Here is a 19,441-nt window from a genome sequence, read left to right as displayed (position 1 = left end):
GCAAAAACTCCTGTGAAGTGAAGGCGCGAAAAATGCCGCAGATAGCGATTGCCGTCTCGGCATTGCTGCCGATCAGCGATCCTAGGGTGAGACTGTCCAGTGTCCGGTCGGTTCGAACATGGCTTCGTTGACAGCGCCGCTTGCTCGGCGGATGCAAGTGCGCGTGGAAGTTGGACCCCTTCTTGCTATAGCTCGGGCAGAGCGCTTTTTGCGTCAATTCTTTGTTCTGTTTTGTCGGGGTCTACGTGGATCGCACGCAACTCATCCATATTCGCAATGGCCTGGCGGGCGCGGGGCGCGGCAATCTTGGTGTGCCGCTGCTGCTGCTCGTGATGATGGGCATGATGATGTTGTCGGTGCCGCCGTTCCTCCTGGACCTGCTGTTCACCTTCAACATCGCGCTGTCGATCGTCGTGCTGCTGGTCAGTGTTTATGCGCTGCGGCCACTGGATTTCGCGGTGTTCCCGACGATTCTGCTGGTCGCCACCTTGATGCGTCTGGCGTTGAACGTGGCGTCTACACGAGTCGTGCTGATCAACGGCCATGAGGGCGGGTCGGCAGCGGGCCATGTGATCGAGGCGTTCGGCAACGTGGTGATCGGCGGTAACTACGTCGTCGGTATCGTCGTCTTTGCAATCCTGATGATTATTAACTTCGTCGTGGTCACCAAGGGTGCCGGGCGGATTTCGGAAGTCAGTGCGCGCTTCACTCTGGATGCCATGCCCGGCAAGCAGATGGCCATCGACGCCGACCTCAATGCTGGGCTGATCGATCAATCCGAAGCCAAGCTGCGTCGGGTCGAGGTCGCCTCGGAGGCGGATTTCTACGGCTCGATGGACGGTGCGAGCAAATTCGTCCGCGGTGACGCCATCGCCGGCTTGCTGATCCTGTTCATCAACCTCATCGGCGGCGTCGGCATTGGCATGGCGCAACACGGCATGAGCTTCAGCGACGCAGGCCAGGTCTACGCGCTGCTGACCATCGGTGACGGCCTCGTGGCGCAGATCCCTTCGCTGCTGCTGTCGACAGCAGCAGCCATCATGGTGACCCGTGTCACTAGCTCCGAAGACATGGGCCAGCAGGTCAATCGGCAGATGTTCGCCTCGCCCAAGGCGCTGGCCGTATCCGCCGGCATCATGATTGCCATGGGCCTGGTGCCCGGCATGCCGCACATGTCGTTTATCGGTCTCGGTACGGTCGCCGCAGGTGGTGCTTATTGGATCTGGCATCGCCAGAAGCAAGTTAAGCAACAGGCCGAGGAGGACGTGCAAAAGCAGCAGGAATTGCTGCCTGCGCAGCGCGCGGCGGAGACCAAGGAGCTGGGCTGGGACGATGTGACACCGGTGGACATGGTCGGCCTGGAGGTCGGTTACCGGTTGATTCCGCTGGTTGACCGCAACCAGGGTGGACAGCTGCTGGCTCGGATCAAAGGCGTGCGCAAGAAGCTCTCGCAGGATCTCGGCTTTCTGATGCCATCGGTGCACATTCGCGACAATCTCGATCTGCTGCCCAATGCCTATCGCTTGACGCTGATGGGCGTGAGCCTGGCCGAGGCCGAGGTCTACCCGGACCGCGAGCTGGCGATCAATCCGGGCCAGGTGTTCGGGCCGCTCAATGGCATCGCTGCCAAAGATCCGGCGTTCGGCCTGGAAGCGGTCTGGATCGAGGCCGCACAACGCGACCAGGCCCAGTCGCTCGGTTACACCGTGGTGGATGCCAGCACCGTGGTCGCGACGCACCTGAACCAGGTCCTGCACAAGCATGCCCACGAGTTGCTGGGGCATGAGGAGGTTCAACAATTGATGCAGCTGCTTGCCAAGAGCTCGCCAAAGCTCGCAGAAGAGCTGGTGCCCGGGATGATTTCGTTGTCGACCTTGCTCAAGGTGCTGCAAGCGCTGCTGCAGGAGCAGGTGCCGGTGCGTGACATCCGGACCATTGCCGAGGCGATCGCCAACGTCGCCGCCAAGAGTCAAGATCCCGCCGCGATGGTGGCTGCGGTACGGGTCGCGTTGGCCCGTGCAATCGTGCAAAACGTTGTAGGACTAGAGCCGCAGCTACCTGTGATCACGCTGGAGCCAAGGTTGGAACAGATATTGCTCAATAGTCTTCAGAAGGCAGGGCAAGGCTCCGAAGACGGAATTCTTCTGGAGCCAGGAATGGCCGAGAAGTTGCAACGATCCCTGGTAGAGGCAGCACAGCGTCAAGAAATGTTGGGTAAGCCGGCGATACTGCTGGTGGCCGGTCCAGTCCGCGCGATGTTGTCGCGGTTCGCCCGATTGGCCGTACCGAACATTCACGTCCTCGCCTACCAGGAAATACCGGATAACAAGCAGGTCACCATCGTTTCCACGGTGGGTCAGAATTAACCGAGGGTTATAGGCCATGCAGGTCAAACGTTTCTTCGCAGCCGACATGCGTATCGCCATGAAGATGATTCGTGACGAGCTGGGCGCCGATGCCGTGATCACGGGCAATCGCCGTGTTGCCGGCGGCGTCGAGCTGACTGCTGTGCTTGATTATCCGATGGAGCCGGCAGCCCCGAAGCAGCCGAATGCGGCGCTGGAAGCGGAGCTGCGCAAGACCCAGGCGCGTATCGCCAGTGCCCATGCGGACCTGCAAGCGCCATCGCGCAGCCCTGCCGGGCAGGATCGTCAACTGCTTGACGAGAAACCTGCTGCCGTTCAACCAACGCCAGTCGCCGCGAGTGCCTCGTTCGATACGCGTGCGGTCGAAGCCATGCAGTCGGAGCTGCAGGGGTTGCGCGAGTTGATCGAAGTGCAGCTTGGCTCGATTGCCTGGGGGCAGGAGCAGAGCCGTCGTCCGCAACAGGCCGGGCTCTGGCGCCGCCTGCAACGCGTCGGCTTGCCGGCCGAACTGTCGCGCGCATTGCTGGAAAAGGTTTCCACCGTATCCGAACCGCGTCAGGCCTGGCGCATGCTCCTGGCGCACCTGGCGCAATCGATCAAGGTCAGCAAGGTCGAGCCGCTGGAAGAGGGCGGCATTATTGCGCTGGTCGGCCCGGCCGGTGCCGGCAAGACCACCACGCTGGCCAAGCTCGCGGCGCGCTACGTGCTCAAGCACGGCGCGCAAAGCATTGCACTGGCAAGCATGGACAACTATCGCATCGGTGCGCAGGAGCAGCTGAAGACCTTGGGGCGCATCCTCGACGTGCCTGTCATCCAAATCGATCCCAGTCAGCCATTGAGCAAGACTCTGGCGCCGATGGCTCGCAAGCGCCTGATCCTAATCGATACCGCTGGCCTGCCGGCCGGCGACGCGATGATGCGTGTTCAGCTCGAAGCACTGGCCGATCGCGGCGTCAAGTCGAAGAATTACCTGGTGCTGCCGGCGACCAGCCAGAGTCAGGTACTCAAGGCGACCTGGCATAACTACCGCCGATGCGGGCTGGCTGGCTGCATTCTGACTAAACTGGATGAAGCCGGGAGCCTGGGTGATGTGCTGGGTCTCACCATCAGCCAGCATCTGCCCATCGCTTACCTTGCCGATGGGCCGCGCATCCCTGACGATCTGCATCTTCCGCGCAGCCACCAGCTGGTGAGCAGGGCGGTGAGCCTGCAATCCGACGAGAATCCCAGCGAGGAAACCATGGCCGACATGTTCTCCGGTCTGTACAACGGTTCTTCACGGAAAGTCGGATGAGTATTTTGCTCTGTGATACACACAAAGAAGACGCGTTCGGGCTGAACGTATCGATGGCCCTCGGGCTCCAGCAAGAGATAGGCGTGTGAAAATGGGTATTCATCCCGTACAGGTTATTGCGGTGACTGGCGGCAAGGGTGGCGTCGGCAAGACCAACGTGTCGGTCAATCTGGCCTTGGCCCTGGCCGAGCTCGGTCGTCGGGTGGTTCTGCTTGATGCCGACCTTGGACTGGCTAACGTGGACGTACTGCTGGGTTTGACGACCAAGCGCACACTGGCCGACGTCATTGCCGGCGAGTGCGATCTGCGTGACGTGCTGATTCAAGGGCCAGGCGGCATCCGCGTCGTGCCCGCGGCGTCGGGCACCCAGAGCATGGTGCAGTTGTCTTCTCTTCAGCACGCCGGGCTGATTCAGGCCTTCAGCGATATCGGAAACGACATCGATGTACTGATCATTGACACTGCGGCGGGCATTGGCGACGGCGTGGTGAGCTTCGTGCGCGCTGCGCAGGAAGTATTGCTGGTCGTGACCGACGAGCCCACCTCGATCACCGATGCCTACGCGTTGATCAAGCTGCTCAATCGGGACTATGGCATCAGCCGCTTCCGTGTCCTGGCGAACATGGCGCACGCGCCGCAGGAAGGACGCAACCTGTTCGCCAAACTGACTAAGGTGACCGAGCGTTTCCTCGACGTGGCGCTGCAATACGTCGGTGCGATCCCCTACGACGAGGCGGTGCGCAAGGCGGTACAGAAACAGCGTGCCGTCTATGAGGCCTATCCTCGCGCCAAATGCTCGCTGGCATTCAAGGCCATCGCGCAGAAGGTGGATAGCTGGCCACTGCCGGCAACGCCGCGGGGCCACCTGGAGTTCTTTGTGGAGCGCCTCGTCAGGCCCGCCGCAGACCGTAACGAATGACAGCAGCTGGATTCGGTATGTACTACAGCAAAGCTCAGGCAAAAGACTCGCAATACCAGCTCATCGATCAGTACGCGCCGTTGGTCAAGCGTATTGCCTATCACCTCCTGGCGCGTTTGCCAGCGAGCGTGCAGGTCGATGATCTGATGCAGGCCGGCATGATCGGATTGCTGGAAGCGTCCAAGAAATACGACTCCGGAAAGGGGGCGAGTTTCGAGACTTACGCCGGTATCCGTATCCGTGGCGCAATGCTCGATGAGGTCCGCAAGGGCGATTGGGCGCCGCGATCCGTGCACCGCAATTCACGCATGGTCAGCGAGGCGATTCGGGCAATTGAAGCCAGAACCGGTCGCGACGCTAAAGATCAGGACGTTGCGGCCGAACTTAAATTGAGTCTCGATGAGTACTACGGCATTCTGGGCGACACCCTGGGCAGCCGCCTGTTCAGCTTTGATGATCTGCTTCAGGAAGGCGAGCACGGGGAATTCGAGCAGGATGCAGCAAGCACCCATCCGGAACCGTCCCGCGATCTTGAAGACGAGCGTTTTCAACAGGCGCTGGCCGAGGCCATCGGCAACCTGCCTGAACGCGAGAAGCTGGTGCTTTCACTGTATTACGACGAAGAGTTGAATTTAAAGGAAATCGGCCAAGTGCTGGGGGTCAGCGAATCGCGGGTGAGCCAGTTGCACAGTCAGTGCGCGGCGCGTCTGCGGGCCCGCCTCGGCGAGTGGCGGGCCCGTTAACGGGCGGTTCGAAAAAAGTATTAGAGGCCGCTTACGAGCTTCATCATGAAGGCCCGCAACAGACCGTGAGCAGGTTATGGGATTTCGGGATTTACGGAGGTGTACTTGGACAAGAACATGAAAATCCTCATCGTCGATGACTTTTCGACCATGAGACGGATCATCAAGAATCTTTTGCGTGATCTGGGCTTTACCAACACCGCCGAAGCGGATGATGGCATCACTGCGTTGCCGATGCTGAAGAGCGGCAGTTTCGATTTCCTGGTCACAGACTGGAACATGCCGGGCATGAGCGGCATCGATCTGCTGCGTGCTGTGCGTGCCGACGAACGCTTGAAGCATCTTCCGGTGCTGATGGTTACCGCCGAAGCGAAGCGCGACCAGATCATCGAGGCCGCGCAAGCAGGCGTAAACGGTTACGTGGTCAAGCCATTCACGGCTCAAGTGCTCAAAGAGAAGATTGAAAAAATCTTCGAGCGCGTCAACGGCTGAAGCAGTAACGCCGCGAGGGCACTATGACGCAAGCAGAGCAAAGCCTGGCAGAGTTCGAAGCGACTCTGAAGGCTCATGCACCCCAGTTGATCGAGAGTCTGCAACAAGGCCGCTTCGACGAAGCGACACAGATGTTCAACGAGCTCAACCAGGCCCGAAATAACGGACTTTATCGAGAGGTTGGCAAGCTCACCCGTGAGCTGCATAACGCCATCGTCAAGCTCGAGATGGATACCTGTGCTACGGGTGGTGATCCGTCACCGATTACCGACGCCACCGATCGGCTTTCCTATGTGGTGGAGATGACCGAAAAGGCCGCCAACCGCACCATGGATCTCGTGGAAGAGTCGGCGCCGCTGGTTGACTTCATCAGTCATGAGGCCCCGGGTCTGGCAGCTGACTGGCAGCGCTTCATGCGCCGCGAAATGAATGCCGAGCAGTTCAGGGATCTGGTCCGTCGCATTGATCAGTACCTGCAGCGCTCGATGAACGACAGTAGCCAACTATCGCAAAATCTCAGCGAGATCATGCTCGCCCAGGATTTTCAGGATTTGACCGGTCAGGTGATCAAACGTGTCACCCGGCTGATCACCGATCTTGAAAACAACCTGCTGAATCTCGTGCTGATGGCCGGGCAGGTTGATCGCGTGGCGGGCATCCAGCATGACCGCGAAGCGATGCGCGCCGAGCAGGAAAAGAAAAAACAAGAAAAAGAGCCTTCCAACGGTGAAGGTCCGCAGATGCATGCCGATATACGTGAGGATGTCGTATCCGGGCAGGACGATGTCGATGATCTGCTTTCGAGCCTGGGCTTTTAGGGGAAGGTGAATATGAGCTTCGACGCCGATGAAGAAATCCTCCAGGATTTCCTGGTAGAGGCCGGCGAGATTCTCGAACTATTGTCAGAGCAACTGGTGGAGCTGGAAAGCAGCCCCGATGACACAGCCTTGCTCAATGCGATTTTTCGCGGTTTCCATACGGTAAAAGGCGGTGCCGGTTTTCTCCAGCTGCATGAGCTGGTCGAGTGCTGCCACATCGCGGAAAACGTCTTCGACATCCTGCGCAAGGGTGAGCGTCGCGTCGACTCGGAATTGATGGATGTCGTGCTGCAGGCACTGGACGCCGTTAACGAAATGTTCAGCCAGGTGCGCGAGCGCACCGCGGTGACCCCCGCTACCCCTGAGCTGCTGGCAGCACTTGCACGTCTGGCCGAACCGGCCGGAGCGGAGCAGCCGTTGGCCGAAGCGCCAGCCGAGCCTGAGCCAGAAGCCGCGACGGCAGACAATGAATTCGAGCAGTTCCTGGGCGCGCTGGACCAGACCGCCGAGGCTCCGTCTGCCGGGGCCACGGACGAGATCACCGACGCGGAGTTCGAATCGCTGCTCGACCAGCTTCATGGCAAGGGGCAATTTGCGGTAGAGCCGACGCCGATCGCGCCGTTCGCCGAAACCCCAGCCAGTGATGAGATCACTGACGACGAATTCGAAGCATTGCTCGATCGGTTGCATGGCAAAGGCCAGTTCGCCGAACCGGCTGCCGCTGCGCCTCGTGCCGAGGCTCCGGCTACGCCTGTGGCGTCCGGTGGTAATGAAATCACTGATGACGAATTCGAAGCACTGCTGGATCAACTGCACGGTAAAGGGAAGTTCGAGCCGGAGGCGGCTCCTCCCGTAGCCCCAGTGCCTGCCGCTACAGCGGCTCCGGCTGCTACACCGGTAGCGAAGAAGGATGCAGCGCCGAAGCCAGCAGCAGCGTCTGTAACAAGCAAGGCAGCGGTGGCCCCCAAGGCAGAGGCTGCTTCCAAGGCAGCCCCGGCGCCCGAGAAACCGGCGAGCGAAGCCGAGACGACTGTACGGGTCGATACCGCGCGGCTCGACGAGATCATGAATATGGTCGGCGAACTGGTACTGGTGCGTAACCGTCTGGTGCGTCTGGGTTCTAACAGTGCCGATGAAGCCATGGCCAAAGCCGTATCCAACCTTGACGTGGTGACCGCCGATTTGCAGAGCGCCGTGATGAAAACGCGCATGCAGCCGATCAAGAAGGTGTTCGGCCGTTTCCCGCGCCTGGTTCGAGACCTGGCGCGCAGCCTCAAGAAAGAGATCAACCTGGAGTTGGTCGGCGAAGAAACCGATCTGGACAAGAACCTCGTCGAAGCCTTGGCCGATCCGCTGGTGCACTTGGTGCGTAACGCGGTCGACCACGGTATCGAGACGCCAGAAGAGCGCGAGGCCGCCGGCAAGCCGCGCACCGGCAAGGTGGTGCTCTCAGCCGAACAGGAAGGTGATCACATCCTGTTGATGATCACCGATGACGGCAAGGGTATGGACGCCGACATATTGCGTGCCAAGGCGGTAGAGAAGGGCCTGCTGGAACGGGAAGCCGCCGATCGCCTGAACGATCTGGAATGCTACAACCTGATCTTTGCGCCGGGCTTCTCCACCAAATCGGAGATCTCCGATGTGTCCGGCCGTGGTGTCGGCATGGACGTGGTCAAGACCAAGATTTCGCAGCTCAACGGCACGGTCAACGTGTTCTCCAGCAAGGGCCAAGGCTCGCGCGTCGTCATCAAGGTACCGCTGACGCTGGCGATAATGCCCACCCTGATGGTGATGCTGGGCAACCAGGCCTTCGCCTTCCCGTTGGTGAGCGTCAACGAAATATTCCATCTCGATCTGTCGCGCACCAACGTGGTTGATGGTCAGGAAGTAGTGATCGTCCGTGACAAAGCACTGCCATTGTTCTACCTCAAGCGCTGGCTGGTACGCGGTGCCGAGTATGAGGAGCAGCGCGAGGGTCATGTCGTGATTCTGAGCGTCGGCAACCAGAGCATCGGCTTCGTCGTGGATCAGTTGGTGGGGCAGGAAGAAGTGGTGATCAAGCCATTGGGCAAAATGTTGCAAGGCACTCCGGGCATGTCCGGCGCGACGATCACCGGCGACGGTCGTATCGCCCTGATCCTCGATGTCCCAAGCATGCTGAAGCGTTACGCACGCCGCATCTGATCACTGGACAGCGGTTCTGATGGCCGCTGTCGCTAGGAGTGTTTTATGGCAGTCAAGGTCCTGGTGGTGGACGATTCCGGCTTCTTCCGTCGCCGGGTATCGGACATCCTTTCTTCAGACCCGAATATCCAGGTAATTGGCACCGCTACCAATGGGCGCGAGGCAATCGACCAGGCCTTGGCGTTGAAGCCTGACGTCATCACCATGGATTACGAGATGCCGATGATGGACGGCATCACCGCGGTGCGGCAGATCATGCAGCGTTGTCCGACCCCGGTGCTGATGTTCTCTTCGCTTACCCACGAAGGTGCGAGGGTGACGCTCGATGCGCTGGACGCCGGAGCGGTGGATTTTCTGCCGAAGAATTTCGAGGATATTTCGCGCAATCCGGACAAGGTCAAGCAGCTGCTCTGCGAGAAGATCCACACGATTTCGCGCAGCAACCGTCGCTACAGTAGCGCCGTCGGCAGTACCGCAGCTGTAACAGCGCCGGCGCGCAACACGTCCGCTCCGTCGGGTGTCGCACCTGCGCCGGCCCGTACCGCGGCGCCCGCTCATGCGGCGCCAGCGCCTCGTCGCAAGTCTTATCGACTGGTGGCCATTGGTACATCGACCGGTGGTCCGGTGGCGCTTCAGCGCGTGCTGACTCAGCTGCCCGCCAGTTTTCCGGCTCCCATCGTATTGATCCAGCACATGCCCGCCGCTTTCACCAAGGCATTCGCCGAGCGTCTGGACAAGCTTTGCAAGATCAGTGTCAAAGAAGCCGAAGACGGCGATCTGCTGCACCCCGGTCTCGCGCTGCTGGCACCCGGCGGCAAGCAGATGATGATCGACGGGCGGGGTGCGATTCGCATCCTGCCTGGCGACGAGCGGCTTCACTATCGGCCATGCGTGGACGTCACGTTCGGCTCTGCCGCGAAGGCATTCCACGACAAGGTCTTGGCGGTCGTGCTGACTGGCATGGGTGCCGACGGTCGCGAAGGCGCGCGCATGCTCAAGCAGAGCGGCAGCCAGGTGTGGACCCAGGACGAAGCCAGTTGTGTCATCTATGGGATGCCTATGGCGGTGGCGAAGGCCAACCTCAGCGATGCGGTTTACGGCCTCGATGACATCGGCCGGCATCTGAGCGAGGCGTGCCTCTAATGGATGTGCTCAGCCTCATCGGGCTGGTCCTTGCGTTTGTCGCCATCGTCGGTGGCAATTTCCTTGAGGGCGGCCACGTCTCGGCGTTGCTCAATGGTCCGGCAGCGCTGATCGTGCTGGGCGGCACGCTGGGCGCGGTTCTGCTGCAGACGCCGATGGCGGTGTTCATGCGGGCCATGTCGATTCTCGGCTGGATTTTCTTCCCCCCGCGTGTCGACATGGCTGGCGGCATCAGTCAGGTCACTGGCTGGAGTGCCACGGCGCGCAAGGAGGGGCTGCTGGGGCTCGAGCCGATCGCCGAAAGCGAGCCCGATCCCTACGCTCGCAAAGGCCTGCAGTTGCTGGTCGATGGCGCCGAGCCCGAGGTGATTCGCAGCATTCTCGAGGTTGACCTGTACACCCAGGAAACCCGCGATCTGCGAGCGGCAAAAGTGTTCGAGAGCATGGGCGGCTATTCACCCACGGTGGGCATCATCGGTGCGGTGATGGGATTGATTCACGTGATGGGCAACCTCGCCGACCCAAGCCAGCTAGGCAGTGGCATAGCCGTTGCATTTGTTGCCACCATCTATGGCGTGGCCTTTGCCAACCTGCTGGTATTGCCAATGGGCAACAAGCTCAAGAGCGTGGTGCAGAAGCAAACCGCCTATCGCGAGATGCTGCTCGAAGGCGTTCTGTCGATTGCCGAAGGGGAAAATCCCCGCTCGATCGAGATGAAGCTGCAAGGCTTCATGGATTGAGCGGCGGAAGGCCGACGGTGCGCACCCCTGCCGCCGCGGACACGGGAAGAAACATGGTACAGGCTCAAATCACGGTCGTTATTCGCTACAGCGCCGCCTTTGCGAGCAGGCCCGTTGCTATGTCTGCTCACCCGTCACTGCTGAGAGTAGGCTGATCATGGGTCGACGCAGAACGCACGAAGAGCCGGAGAATCACGAGCGCTGGCTGGTTTCCTACGCGGATTTCATCACCTTGCTGTTCGCCTTCTTCGTGGTGATGTATTCGATTTCCTCGCTCAATGAAGGCAAATATAAAATCCTGTCGGATTCGCTCGTGGGCGTCTTCAATCAGGTCGACCGCGCCGTCAAGCCAATCCCAATCGGCGAAGAGCGGCCGCGCACTACGCAGCCGGATGTGTCTGAGATCGACGAGCCGCAGGCATCACAGCAACCGATTGATCCCCTGCAAAGCATCATGCAGAGCATGCGGGAGGCTTTCGCCGACCTGATCGACACGAACGAGCTTACCGTCAGAGGCAATGAGCTCTGGGTCGAAATCGAGCTGAATTCCAGCCTGCTGTTCCCCAGCGGCGATGCATTACCCAACGACCATGCGTTCGATCTGTTGGAGAAAATCGCCAGGATTCTGGCACCTTTTGATAACCCGATTCATGTCGAAGGCTTTACCGACAACCTGCCCATCAGTACGAACAAATTTCCGACTAATTGGGAGCTTTCGGCCGCCCGCGCCGGCAGTGTCGTGCGGATGTTGGCGGCCGATGGCGTCGATCCATCACGCCTGGCAGCGGTGGGCTACGGCGAGTTTCAGCCCATCGCGGATAACGCGACTGCGGAGGGCCGGGCACGTAACCGCCGGGTGATTCTGGTTATTTCACGCAATCTCGATGTGCGACGGGGTATCAGCGGTGTTGGCGGCGGCAGCGCCCGAGCTATCGGACCAGCCCCGCACTCTGGCACACAACGTGCTATTCCTTGAGATCGTTAGGTGCCGCTCGCGGTGTCGTCAATTCCTCGTCGTCGGTTATGCCGACACGGCCGTTCCCGGTCTGGTCCGATCCGGATGGAAAGAGAGTTATGAGAGTCTGGGCAGTAGCCAATCAGAAAGGCGGAGTGGGTAAAACCACTACCTCCATCGCGCTCGCCGGATTGCTGGCTGATTCCGGCAAGAGGGTCGTGGCGTTGGATCTCGATCCCCATGGCTCGATGACGAGCTATTTCGGTCATGATCCGGATAATCTCGATCGCAGCGTTTTCGATCTGTTCCAGCATCAGGGCAGCGTTCCAGAGGGGCTGCCCTGGCAGCTGCTGCTGCCGACGAGCCATGAGCGCATTTCGCTGCTGCCATCGAGCACCGTGCTGGCGACCCTGGAGCGTCAGTCGCCCGGGCAGAACGGCCTCGGTCTGGTCATCGCCAAGAGCCTTTCGCAGCTCTGGCAGGATTTCGATTACGCCATCATCGACAGTCCGCCCTTGCTCGGGGTGCTGATGGTCAATGCACTGGCGGCCAGCCAGCAGTTGGTCATCCCGGTGCAGACCGAGTTCCTGGCGATGAAGGGCCTGGAGCGCATGGTCAGCACGCTCAGCATGATCAACCGGTCGCGTCGGCAGGCATTGCCCTACACCATCGTGCCGACCATGTTCGACCGACGCACCCAGGCTTCGATGAATACGCTCAAGGTTTTGCGCAACGGTTACCAGGAAAACCTATGGCAAGCCTTTATCCCGATCGATACGCGCTTGCGCGATGCCAGTCGCGCTGGTTTGACGCCATCGCAGCATGATCCGAACAGCCGGGGCGTGCTGGCCTACCGGGCGCTGCTCAAGACGTTGCTGGCGGCACAAGCTTCGCCGCAGGTCGCCTGAATGGCGACATACGGATTTGATCGTGGTTCAAGTTCGCCGTGGTTGCGGCCGATAGCCTATCCAGTGGGTTTGCACGAGTTGGTTTCATGAGCCGTACCGTTCTTAAAGAAAGCCGTTCGCAACAGACGCTGCAGTCCTATCTCGACGCGCTTCTGCAGGATGCCGTCATGGAACTGACCGATTCGGTCAGCCACGACGAGTTCCTGGCGGCGGTGCTCGAGGAGCAGCAGCGCGACGTCCAGCGGGTCGTTCCGCTGCGGCAGGTTGCGTTACCCGAGCCTGAGCCGATACCAATGCTTGCGCCGGTTATCGCCGAGCCGGAGGCGTTGCTCGAGCTGCAGCCCGAATCGCCGGCAGAGCCGCTACCAGCATCGATCGAGCCGATAGCCACTTTCGAACCGAAAGTGCAGATGCCTGGCGGCCCGCCGGTACACCGGGGCGGCCAGCCGGAATGGGGCGAGGAGCCGTTCGAGTGCCTGCTGTTCGACGTGGCCGGTCTGACATTGGCGGTGCCGCTGGTCAGCCTCGGTTCGATCTATCCGCTCGCCGGGCAGGAGCTGACACCGCTGTTCGGCCAGCCCACTTGGTTTCTCGGCATATTGCCGAGTCAGGCCGGTAATCTGAAGGTGCTGGATACGGCGCGTTGGGTCATGGCCGATCGGTATCGTGATGATTTTCGCGAGGGGCTGCAGTACGTGATCTCGGTGCAAGGCCACGAGTGGGGATTGGCTGTGCATCAGGTCAGTCGCTCGATTCGCCTGGACCCGAAGGAGGTCAAATGGCGCTCGCAGCGCACCCAGCGGCCCTGGCTGGCCGGAACAGTGATTGATCATATGTGCGCGCTGGTGGACGTGGCTGCGCTTGCAGAACTGATTGCCAGCGGCGCGACCCGCCATCTCAAGGGCATCCCGTCGTAAACGAATTGAACAACCGTGGGTGCGCGCAAGCGCCCCGCGTAACCGATAGAATCGACCGCCACAGCGGTATAAGAAGAGGTGGGGCTATGAAGACGACTTCCGCACAGGGTTCCGATGATCCGGTCCTGCAGTGGGTAACCTTCCGTCTGGATAACGAGACCTATGGCATCAATGTGATGCAGGTCCAGGAAGTGTTGCGCTATACCGAAATTGCGCCGGTACCAGGCGCGCCAAGCTATGTGCTTGGCATAATCAACCTGCGCGGTAACGTAGTCACCGTGATCGATACGCGCCAGCGCTTCGGCCTCGAGACGGCACCCGTGTCGGACAATACCCGTATCGTGATCATCGAGGCAGATCGCCAGGTGGTTGGCATTCTGGTCGACAGCGTTGCCGAGGTGGTCTATCTGCGTCAGTCGGAGATCGAGACCGCACCCAACGTCGGTAACGACGAGTCGGCGAAATTCATTCAGGGTGTTTGCAACAAGAACAACGAGCTGCTGATTCTGGTCGAACTGGACAAGATGATGAGCGAAGAAGAATGGGCGGAACTTGAGAGCATCTGATTCATGATCGAGTCGCTGGTTGCGGCGGTCGTCGCGCTTGCTCTGTGCTGTCTGGCACTGCTGGGTTGCTGCATCTGGTTGTTTCGACGCCAGCAACGGCAGATCCAGGCGCAAGCGCTTGAGAACGCGGCCCGTGACCAGCGCATCAAGGAGCTTGGTGCTCGGCTGGATAGCCATCAGCAAGGCAGTGTCACGATGGCCAAGAACCTGCGAGAGTTGTCACGCATCGTTGCACCGCTGCCGGAAAAGCTCAGCCAACTCGAACAGCGCGATCCGAACAATTTCTCATTCTCCCAAGCCGCCAAATTGGTCGGTATGGGTGCCAGCGTCGATGACCTGACGCAATCCTGTGGTCTGTCCCAGTCCGAAGCCGAGCTGATGCGCAAGCTGCATCAGGCGCGGCGCAAATCTGACTAGCGCAACGCTGCTCACCGTTATTGGCCGTTAAAAACAAAGTACGCAGGTATTTTCAACGGCCTGTTATTTCGTCGTTGTCATTCTGTGACGTTTGTCCGGCCCTCCGGCCTTGGCAGTGAACGATATGACCATTGCTTCCTCCAAAACTGGACAGGGCTCCGCCATGTCCGGCGTAAGCCCCTGCCCTAAGTTGGGCGAGGAGGATGTGATGCTGCGCATTCTGATGCTGTGTCTGCTGATGAGCCCAACGTGGCTCAGTGCCGCGGAAGCGCCGGTGGAAGTCGACGGTGCCATGACCGTCAACGTGTACCAGGCCAGACAACTCCATGAGCTTGGTGCTGTGTTCGTCGACGTTCGGCCAAGCCGTGAGTGGAGCTGGGGGCATGTCGAAGGCGCGGTGCACATGGATCTCGCGCGCGAATTCTTCGGCCTCGCGCGCGCGGAGTGGCCTAGAACCGTACCGCTGGTGGTTTACTGTGACAGTGAGGTCTGTCCGGCCAGCGCCGAGGCGGTTCGTCTGGCGGTGGAGTGGGGCTACGAGCAGGTGTTTTATTTCCGCGCGGGCTATTTTGCATGGGTACTGGCGGATTTCCCGCAGGAGAAGAGTCGCTTCAGCGGGGTCACGACTCTCAACGCTCAGGCCCATTGAGCCGCGGGACGGCCGGTCGGCTCTGTGGCTCGGTAAAACCTGATGGGCACTTGCCTTTCAGGTACCAGGCAAACGCGATGATCTCGGCAATGGTGCGGTAGAGCGCCTCGGGAATGGCGTCGCCCAACTCCAGACGCGCCAGCAGTTTCACCAATTCGGCGTTCTCATAGATCGGCACCTCGTGCTCGCGGGCGATCGCCAGTATCGCTTCGGCCAGGTCGTCGTCACCCTTGGCTGACAGGGTTGGCGCGTTGGCGCCGTCGTAGGTCAGTGCGATGGCCTGACGTGGTGTGTTGGCGGTCATGCAGTTTCATCCACGAAGCGTTGATCCAGGGAGGTGCGCGGGCCTTGGGGCGGCGTACCCTGGCGGCAGGCCAGCTCGCCGACGTTCAATCCGGCCGTGACCAGTCGCTGACGCAGGTGATCGAGTTCTGCTGCAATCAACTGGGCGGTGCCGCTGCGTTCCGCCCATATCTGGCTGGATAGGCTGCCCTGTAGCAGCTGCGCTTGAACTTGCAGCGGACCTAAAGGTGCGACGTCAAAGGCGAGCTCGACTTTCCAGAGGGTTTCCGGTTTTTCCTTGTGGCTGTGCTGAGTTTCTTCTTCGCGCTGAAGTTTCACCTGCAGCGGGACGATCTCCCGTTGATCCCGCATCGGTACCTCGATCTGCCATGTGGTGACCTGAGTGCCGTCGGGGCCCGTCTGGGTCTGGGCGAGGCTGGACAGCTGATGTGTCTGCAGTCGAGAGACCGCTGCAGCGGCAAGTTTCAATATCAATTCGAGATCGGCCTCATCGCCAACGTTCGGCGGCAAGCGGCTCGGCAGTGGAAAGTTCTGCGCCAGGTGGCGCGCGTTTGGCTGTCCAAGCGCACCCAGGGCACTGCGGGCAAATGCCGGCAGCGCCTGGCCGAGGGTTGCGCCGGCTTGTGCCGCCGCCAGCGGGCCGCTTCCTGGTAGCCCGGGTAGTTGAGCAATCAGGCGGAGCAGGGCGGCTTTCATATCCGCCGGCAGGTTGCTCGCCTGACCGCTCAGCAGGCTTGATTCGAGAAACACACCGCTACGCGCCAATGCCTGTGCCAGGGTCTTGGTATCGCCAAGCTGTTGCATATCCGGAACCAGACCGAGCAAGCGCTCGGCCGCACCACGCAATTGTTCGGGCAGACCTGAACCGGATCCGAGCGCGCCGAGCAGCCCTTCGAGCGAACCCTGGCGGTTATGCTGCGCGGTGAGTTGCTGGCCCAGCACCAACTGATCGAGGCGACCACTCAGTGGCATGAACGACAGCGATTGGTCGCCTTGGACTCGGGCCGTTATGAGGCTGCCCGGTGCGAGCGGCATGGCTGACTCGACGTTCAGCTTGTGTCCGGCGAGTGGCGAGTTGAGCAGGGTGATCACCACTTTGAATAGGTTTTTTCCGTCCTGCTGTGTTTGCTGGCTGGCCGTCACCTTGCCTTGCACCACGGTGCCCACCGGCAGCTGCCCGAGGTCGATGCTGCTTTGTGGCTGCCGATTGCCTGGCTGCAGTGCGGCGATCAGACGGGTGTCGGAGAGCGCAGTGACCATCATGGCCGCACCCGGCACGGCGGCTTTCGGGCTGCTGGTCTCGATGGTCGCCTGCCGCCCATTGTTAAGCGTCAGGCGCAACGTCAGCTGAAAGTTCTGCAGTGCCTCCTTGATACTGATGACCTCGGCCTCGGCGCTTTCCCCCGCGATTAGCAATCCCTGCATCGGCTGCAACAATTTCAAGGCCATCTCGGCCGTGTTCGCCAATGGGCGAGACGGGCCTGAGGCGGGGATTGCCTGGGTGCTTTTGATCTCGGTCATCTTACTTAAATGCTCTTACAACCTTTCGCCGTTGTGGCCTTTGGTGCAGGGGCTCGGCATGTATAATTCCGGCCGCCCAGCCTGCCATCGATATAGCGGCCTGGCTCCTTCCATCTTGAGGTAGCCCTAGCGTGTCCAGTCCCTTTCTAGAAGCTGTGGCGCTTTCCTGCGAGCGGGACTGGCGCCTTCTGTTCGAAAGGTTAGACCTGCGGATCGCCAAAGGGGAAATGTTGCAGATCGCCGGCCCCAACGGCAGTGGCAAGACCAGCCTGTTGCGCTTGCTGTCCGGGCTGATGCAGCCGACCGCCGGAAAGGTGCTACTTAACGGTCGGGACCTCGAGAGCCAGCGCGGCGAGCTGGCTCGCAATCTGTTGTGGATCGGTCATGCCGCGGGCATCAAGGGGCTGCTCACCGCAGAGGAAAACCTCACCTGGCTCTGTGCTCTGCATCAGCCTGCGACGCGCGATGCGATCTGGCAAGCGCTGGATTCCGTCGGATTGCGCGGTTTCGAGGATGTACCCTGTCATACATTATCGGCCGGTCAGCAACGTCGCGTCGGCCTGGCCCGGCTGTACCTCTCGCCACCACCCTTGTGGATCCTCGATGAACCCTTCACTGCGCTCGACAAACATGGCGTGGCGCAGCTCGAGCGACATCTGGCGGGGCACTGCGAGCAGGGTGGCCTGGTCGTGTTGACCACGCACCATTCGCTGACGGAGAAGCCGGCAGGCTTCCGCGAGATAGATTTGGGGCAGCGAACCGCATGAGTAACGTCTTTACGCTGCTTCTGGCTCGCGAAAGCCGCCTGTTGTTCCGCCGTCCGGCGGAGCTGGCCAACCCGCTGGTGTTCTTCGCCATCGTCATTGCGTTATTTCCGTTGGCGGTCGGCCCCGAGTCGCAATTGCTACAAACGATTTCCCCCGGGCTGATCTGGGTAGCCGCGTTACTGGCAGTGCTGCTCTCGCTGGATGGGCTGTTCCGCAGCGATTTCGAGGACGGCTCGCTCGAGCAGTGGGTCGTTTCGCCGCACCCTCTGGCACTTCTTGTGCTCGCCAAGGTGCTGGCACACTGGATGTTTTCCGGTCTGGCGCTGGTTTTGTTGGCCCCGCTACTGGGCCTCATGCTGGGAATGCCGGTCAGCGCATTGCCGGTGCTGCTGGTGTCCCTGCTGCTGGGCACACCAGTGCTCAGTCTGCTGGGAGCGGTGGGGGCGGCGTTGACGGTCGGGCTCAAGCGTGGCGGACTGCTGTTGGCGCTACTCATTCTCCCGCTTTATATCCCCGTGCTGATTCTGGGCAGCGGGGCGCTGCAGGCAGCACTGCAGGGGCTGCCTGCGCTCGGACACCTATTATGGCTTTCCAGCCTGACTGCTCTGGCAGTTACCCTGACACCCTTTGCTATAGCGGCCGGCCTGAAGATCAGTGTTGGCGAATGACGGACTGCACCATGGATCTATCCGATAGCGGAACACGAGTCGCCGAAGTGACATCAGCGGCTTCGGTAACGATGAGTTTACTGATCGCTGGCCAGAGGCGACTGTCCGGTTTAGGGGCGGTATCGCCAGGCGCGATGGCCTTGAGGCAGGTGCTATGAACTGGACATGGTTCCACAAGCTGGGTTCGCCCAAATGGTTCTACGAGATCAGCAGTCGCTGGATGCCGTGGCTGGCCTGGGCAGCGCTGCTGCTCATTGGTGTGGGGACGGTCTGGGGGCTGGCCTTCGCGCCGCAGGATTACCAGCAGGGCAACAGCTTCCGGATCATCTACATTCACGTGCCGGCCGCGTTTCTGGCGCAATCGATCTATGTGATGCTGGCGGTGGCCGGGGTCGTCGGGCTGGTATGGAAAATGAAGCTGGCCGATGTCGCCTTGCAGCAGGCCGCGTCCATTGGCGCCTGGATGACCTTCATTGCGCTGCTTACCGGTGCGGTGTGGGGCAAGCCGACCTGGGGCGCCTGGTGGGTGTGGGATGCGCGCCTGACATCGATGCTGATTCTGCTGTTCCTGTACTTCGGCATCATTGCGTTGGGCCAGGCCATCACCAACCGCGACAGCGCGGCGAAGGCCTGTGCGGTGCTGTCCATCGTCGGTGTGGTCAACATTCCGATCATCAAGTATTCGGTGGAGTGGTGGAACACGCTGCACCAGCCCGCCACCTTCACCGTGACGGAAAAACCGGCCATGCCCATGGAAATGTGGCTGCCGCTGCTGGTCATGGTGCTGGGGTTCTATTGCTTCTTCACCTTGGTGCTGCTGATGCGCATGCGCCTGGAAGTGCTGCGCCGCGAGTCGCGAAGCAGCTGGGTCAAGGCTGAAGTGAAAACGCTCATAGGGTCTGATGATGTTTCGTCGCGGTCGCGACGAAGGCCCGTTTGACGCAGAACAAGGCGCGAGGAGCATGGTTTGGTTATTCCCAATGAGCGACGAGTAACGCAGTGCTGCGTCAAACGGGCCCCGTCCCTGCGGGTTGCTCTTCAAATGGCGTCATGCGGCGTTGCGGGACT

The 19,441-nt window shown here is 60.6% G+C and carries 20 protein-coding genes; 18 read left to right on the top strand and 2 right to left on the bottom strand.

The window, feature by feature from the left end; all coding sequences use genetic code 11:
* Window positions 1-245 precede the first annotated feature (245 nt).
* From flhA to H3028_RS08775, 15 genes are all read left to right on the top strand, one after another.
* Window positions 246-2,366, top strand: coding sequence for a flagellar biosynthesis protein FlhA (gene flhA / locus H3028_RS08845; RefSeq protein ID WP_181296662.1), 2,121 nt, complete (start codon window positions 246-248; stop codon window positions 2,364-2,366).
* A 16-nt stretch (window positions 2,367-2,382) separates the two neighbouring features.
* The gene (gene flhF, locus H3028_RS08840) at window positions 2,383-3,660 is read left to right on the top strand and encodes a flagellar biosynthesis protein FlhF (RefSeq protein WP_181296661.1); all 1,278 of its coding nucleotides are present in this window, start codon (window positions 2,383-2,385) and stop codon (window positions 3,658-3,660) included.
* A gap of 91 nt (window positions 3,661-3,751) precedes the next feature.
* Entirely contained in the window at window positions 3,752-4,579 is an 828-nt protein-coding gene (fleN, locus tag H3028_RS08835) for a flagellar synthesis regulator FleN (protein ID WP_181296660.1), read from the top strand.
* Window positions 4,576-5,322 carry an RNA polymerase sigma factor FliA gene (gene fliA, locus H3028_RS08830; RefSeq protein ID WP_375154402.1) on the top strand — a complete coding sequence of 249 codons (747 nt, stop codon included), beginning with the start codon at window positions 4,576-4,578 and terminating at the stop codon, window positions 5,320-5,322. The genes fleN and fliA overlap by 4 nt, the downstream gene beginning before the upstream one ends.
* A gap of 117 nt (window positions 5,323-5,439) precedes the next feature.
* Window positions 5,440-5,814 (top strand): chemotaxis response regulator CheY, encoded by a 375-nt coding sequence (locus tag H3028_RS08825; protein WP_181296659.1) that lies wholly within the window; start codon window positions 5,440-5,442, stop codon window positions 5,812-5,814.
* Window positions 5,815-5,837: 23 nt separating this feature from the next.
* A complete protein-coding gene (locus H3028_RS08820; RefSeq protein ID WP_181296658.1) occupies window positions 5,838-6,632 on the top strand; it encodes a protein phosphatase CheZ in 795 nt (264 codons plus the stop codon).
* A 12-nt stretch (window positions 6,633-6,644) separates the two neighbouring features.
* Window positions 6,645-8,819, top strand: coding sequence for a chemotaxis protein CheA (locus H3028_RS08815; RefSeq protein ID WP_181296657.1), 2,175 nt, complete (start codon window positions 6,645-6,647; stop codon window positions 8,817-8,819).
* Between the two features lie 45 nt (window positions 8,820-8,864).
* Entirely contained in the window at window positions 8,865-9,962 is a 1,098-nt protein-coding gene (locus tag H3028_RS08810; RefSeq protein ID WP_181296656.1) for a chemotaxis response regulator protein-glutamate methylesterase, read from the top strand.
* The gene (locus H3028_RS08805; RefSeq protein ID WP_181296655.1) at window positions 9,962-10,702 is read left to right on the top strand and encodes a flagellar motor protein; all 741 of its coding nucleotides are present in this window, start codon (window positions 9,962-9,964) and stop codon (window positions 10,700-10,702) included. The genes H3028_RS08810 and H3028_RS08805 overlap by 1 nt, the downstream gene beginning before the upstream one ends.
* Window positions 10,703-10,859: 157 nt before the next feature.
* The gene (gene motD / locus H3028_RS08800; protein ID WP_181296654.1) at window positions 10,860-11,678 is read left to right on the top strand and encodes a flagellar motor protein MotD; all 819 of its coding nucleotides are present in this window, start codon (window positions 10,860-10,862) and stop codon (window positions 11,676-11,678) included.
* Window positions 11,679-11,776: 98 nt separating this feature from the next.
* Complete coding sequence (locus tag H3028_RS08795; protein WP_181296653.1) at window positions 11,777-12,565, top strand: ParA family protein; 789 nt, start codon at window positions 11,777-11,779, stop codon at window positions 12,563-12,565.
* Between the two features lie 86 nt (window positions 12,566-12,651).
* Window positions 12,652-13,482 carry a CheW domain-containing protein gene (locus H3028_RS08790; protein WP_181296652.1) on the top strand — a complete coding sequence of 277 codons (831 nt, stop codon included), beginning with the start codon at window positions 12,652-12,654 and terminating at the stop codon, window positions 13,480-13,482.
* 86 nt (window positions 13,483-13,568) lie between these two features.
* Window positions 13,569-14,048 carry a chemotaxis protein CheW gene (locus H3028_RS08785; RefSeq protein WP_181296651.1) on the top strand — a complete coding sequence of 160 codons (480 nt, stop codon included), beginning with the start codon at window positions 13,569-13,571 and terminating at the stop codon, window positions 14,046-14,048.
* Between the two features lie 3 nt (window positions 14,049-14,051).
* Window positions 14,052-14,465, top strand: a complete 414-nt coding sequence (locus H3028_RS08780) for a DUF2802 domain-containing protein (RefSeq protein WP_181296650.1) — start codon at window positions 14,052-14,054, stop codon at window positions 14,463-14,465.
* A 208-nt stretch (window positions 14,466-14,673) separates the two neighbouring features.
* Entirely contained in the window at window positions 14,674-15,114 is a 441-nt protein-coding gene (locus tag H3028_RS08775) for a rhodanese-like domain-containing protein (protein WP_181296649.1), read from the top strand.
* Here H3028_RS08775 and H3028_RS08770 read toward each other — a convergent pair.
* Together H3028_RS08770 and H3028_RS08765 are read right to left on the bottom strand one after the other, a co-directional pair.
* Window positions 15,095-15,418: an EscU/YscU/HrcU family type III secretion system export apparatus switch protein gene (locus H3028_RS08770; protein ID WP_181296648.1), complete on the bottom strand. Its 324-nt coding sequence runs from the start codon at window positions 15,416-15,418 to the stop codon at window positions 15,095-15,097. The two genes, H3028_RS08775 and H3028_RS08770, sit on opposite strands and share 20 nt — an antisense overlap.
* Window positions 15,415-16,938, bottom strand: coding sequence for a flagellar hook-length control protein FliK (locus tag H3028_RS08765; RefSeq protein WP_181296647.1), 1,524 nt, complete (start codon window positions 16,936-16,938; stop codon window positions 15,415-15,417). The genes H3028_RS08770 and H3028_RS08765 overlap by 4 nt, the downstream gene beginning before the upstream one ends.
* Window positions 16,939-17,069: 131 nt before the next feature.
* Between H3028_RS08765 and ccmA the strand changes: the two genes are divergently transcribed.
* The 3 genes from ccmA (at window position 17,070) to H3028_RS08750 (ending at window position 19,313) form a co-directional block, all read left to right on the top strand.
* Entirely contained in the window at window positions 17,070-17,705 is a 636-nt protein-coding gene (ccmA, locus tag H3028_RS08760; protein WP_181296646.1) for a cytochrome c biogenesis heme-transporting ATPase CcmA, read from the top strand.
* Window positions 17,702-18,373: a heme exporter protein CcmB gene (gene ccmB, locus H3028_RS08755; protein ID WP_168424942.1), complete on the top strand. Its 672-nt coding sequence runs from the start codon at window positions 17,702-17,704 to the stop codon at window positions 18,371-18,373. Before ccmA ends, ccmB begins: the two co-directional genes overlap by 4 nt.
* A 154-nt stretch (window positions 18,374-18,527) precedes the next feature.
* Window positions 18,528-19,313: a heme ABC transporter permease gene (locus tag H3028_RS08750; RefSeq protein ID WP_181296645.1), complete on the top strand. Its 786-nt coding sequence runs from the start codon at window positions 18,528-18,530 to the stop codon at window positions 19,311-19,313.
* Window positions 19,314-19,441 lie beyond the last annotated feature (128 nt).

It is taken from the genome of Pseudomonas sp. Q2-TVG4-2, assembly GCF_013620795.1.
Taxonomy (GTDB): Bacteria; Pseudomonadota; Gammaproteobacteria; order Pseudomonadales; family Pseudomonadaceae; genus Stutzerimonas.
Note: the sequence above shows the minus strand (reverse complement) of the source record. Positions and strands in the feature narration are given on the sequence as shown.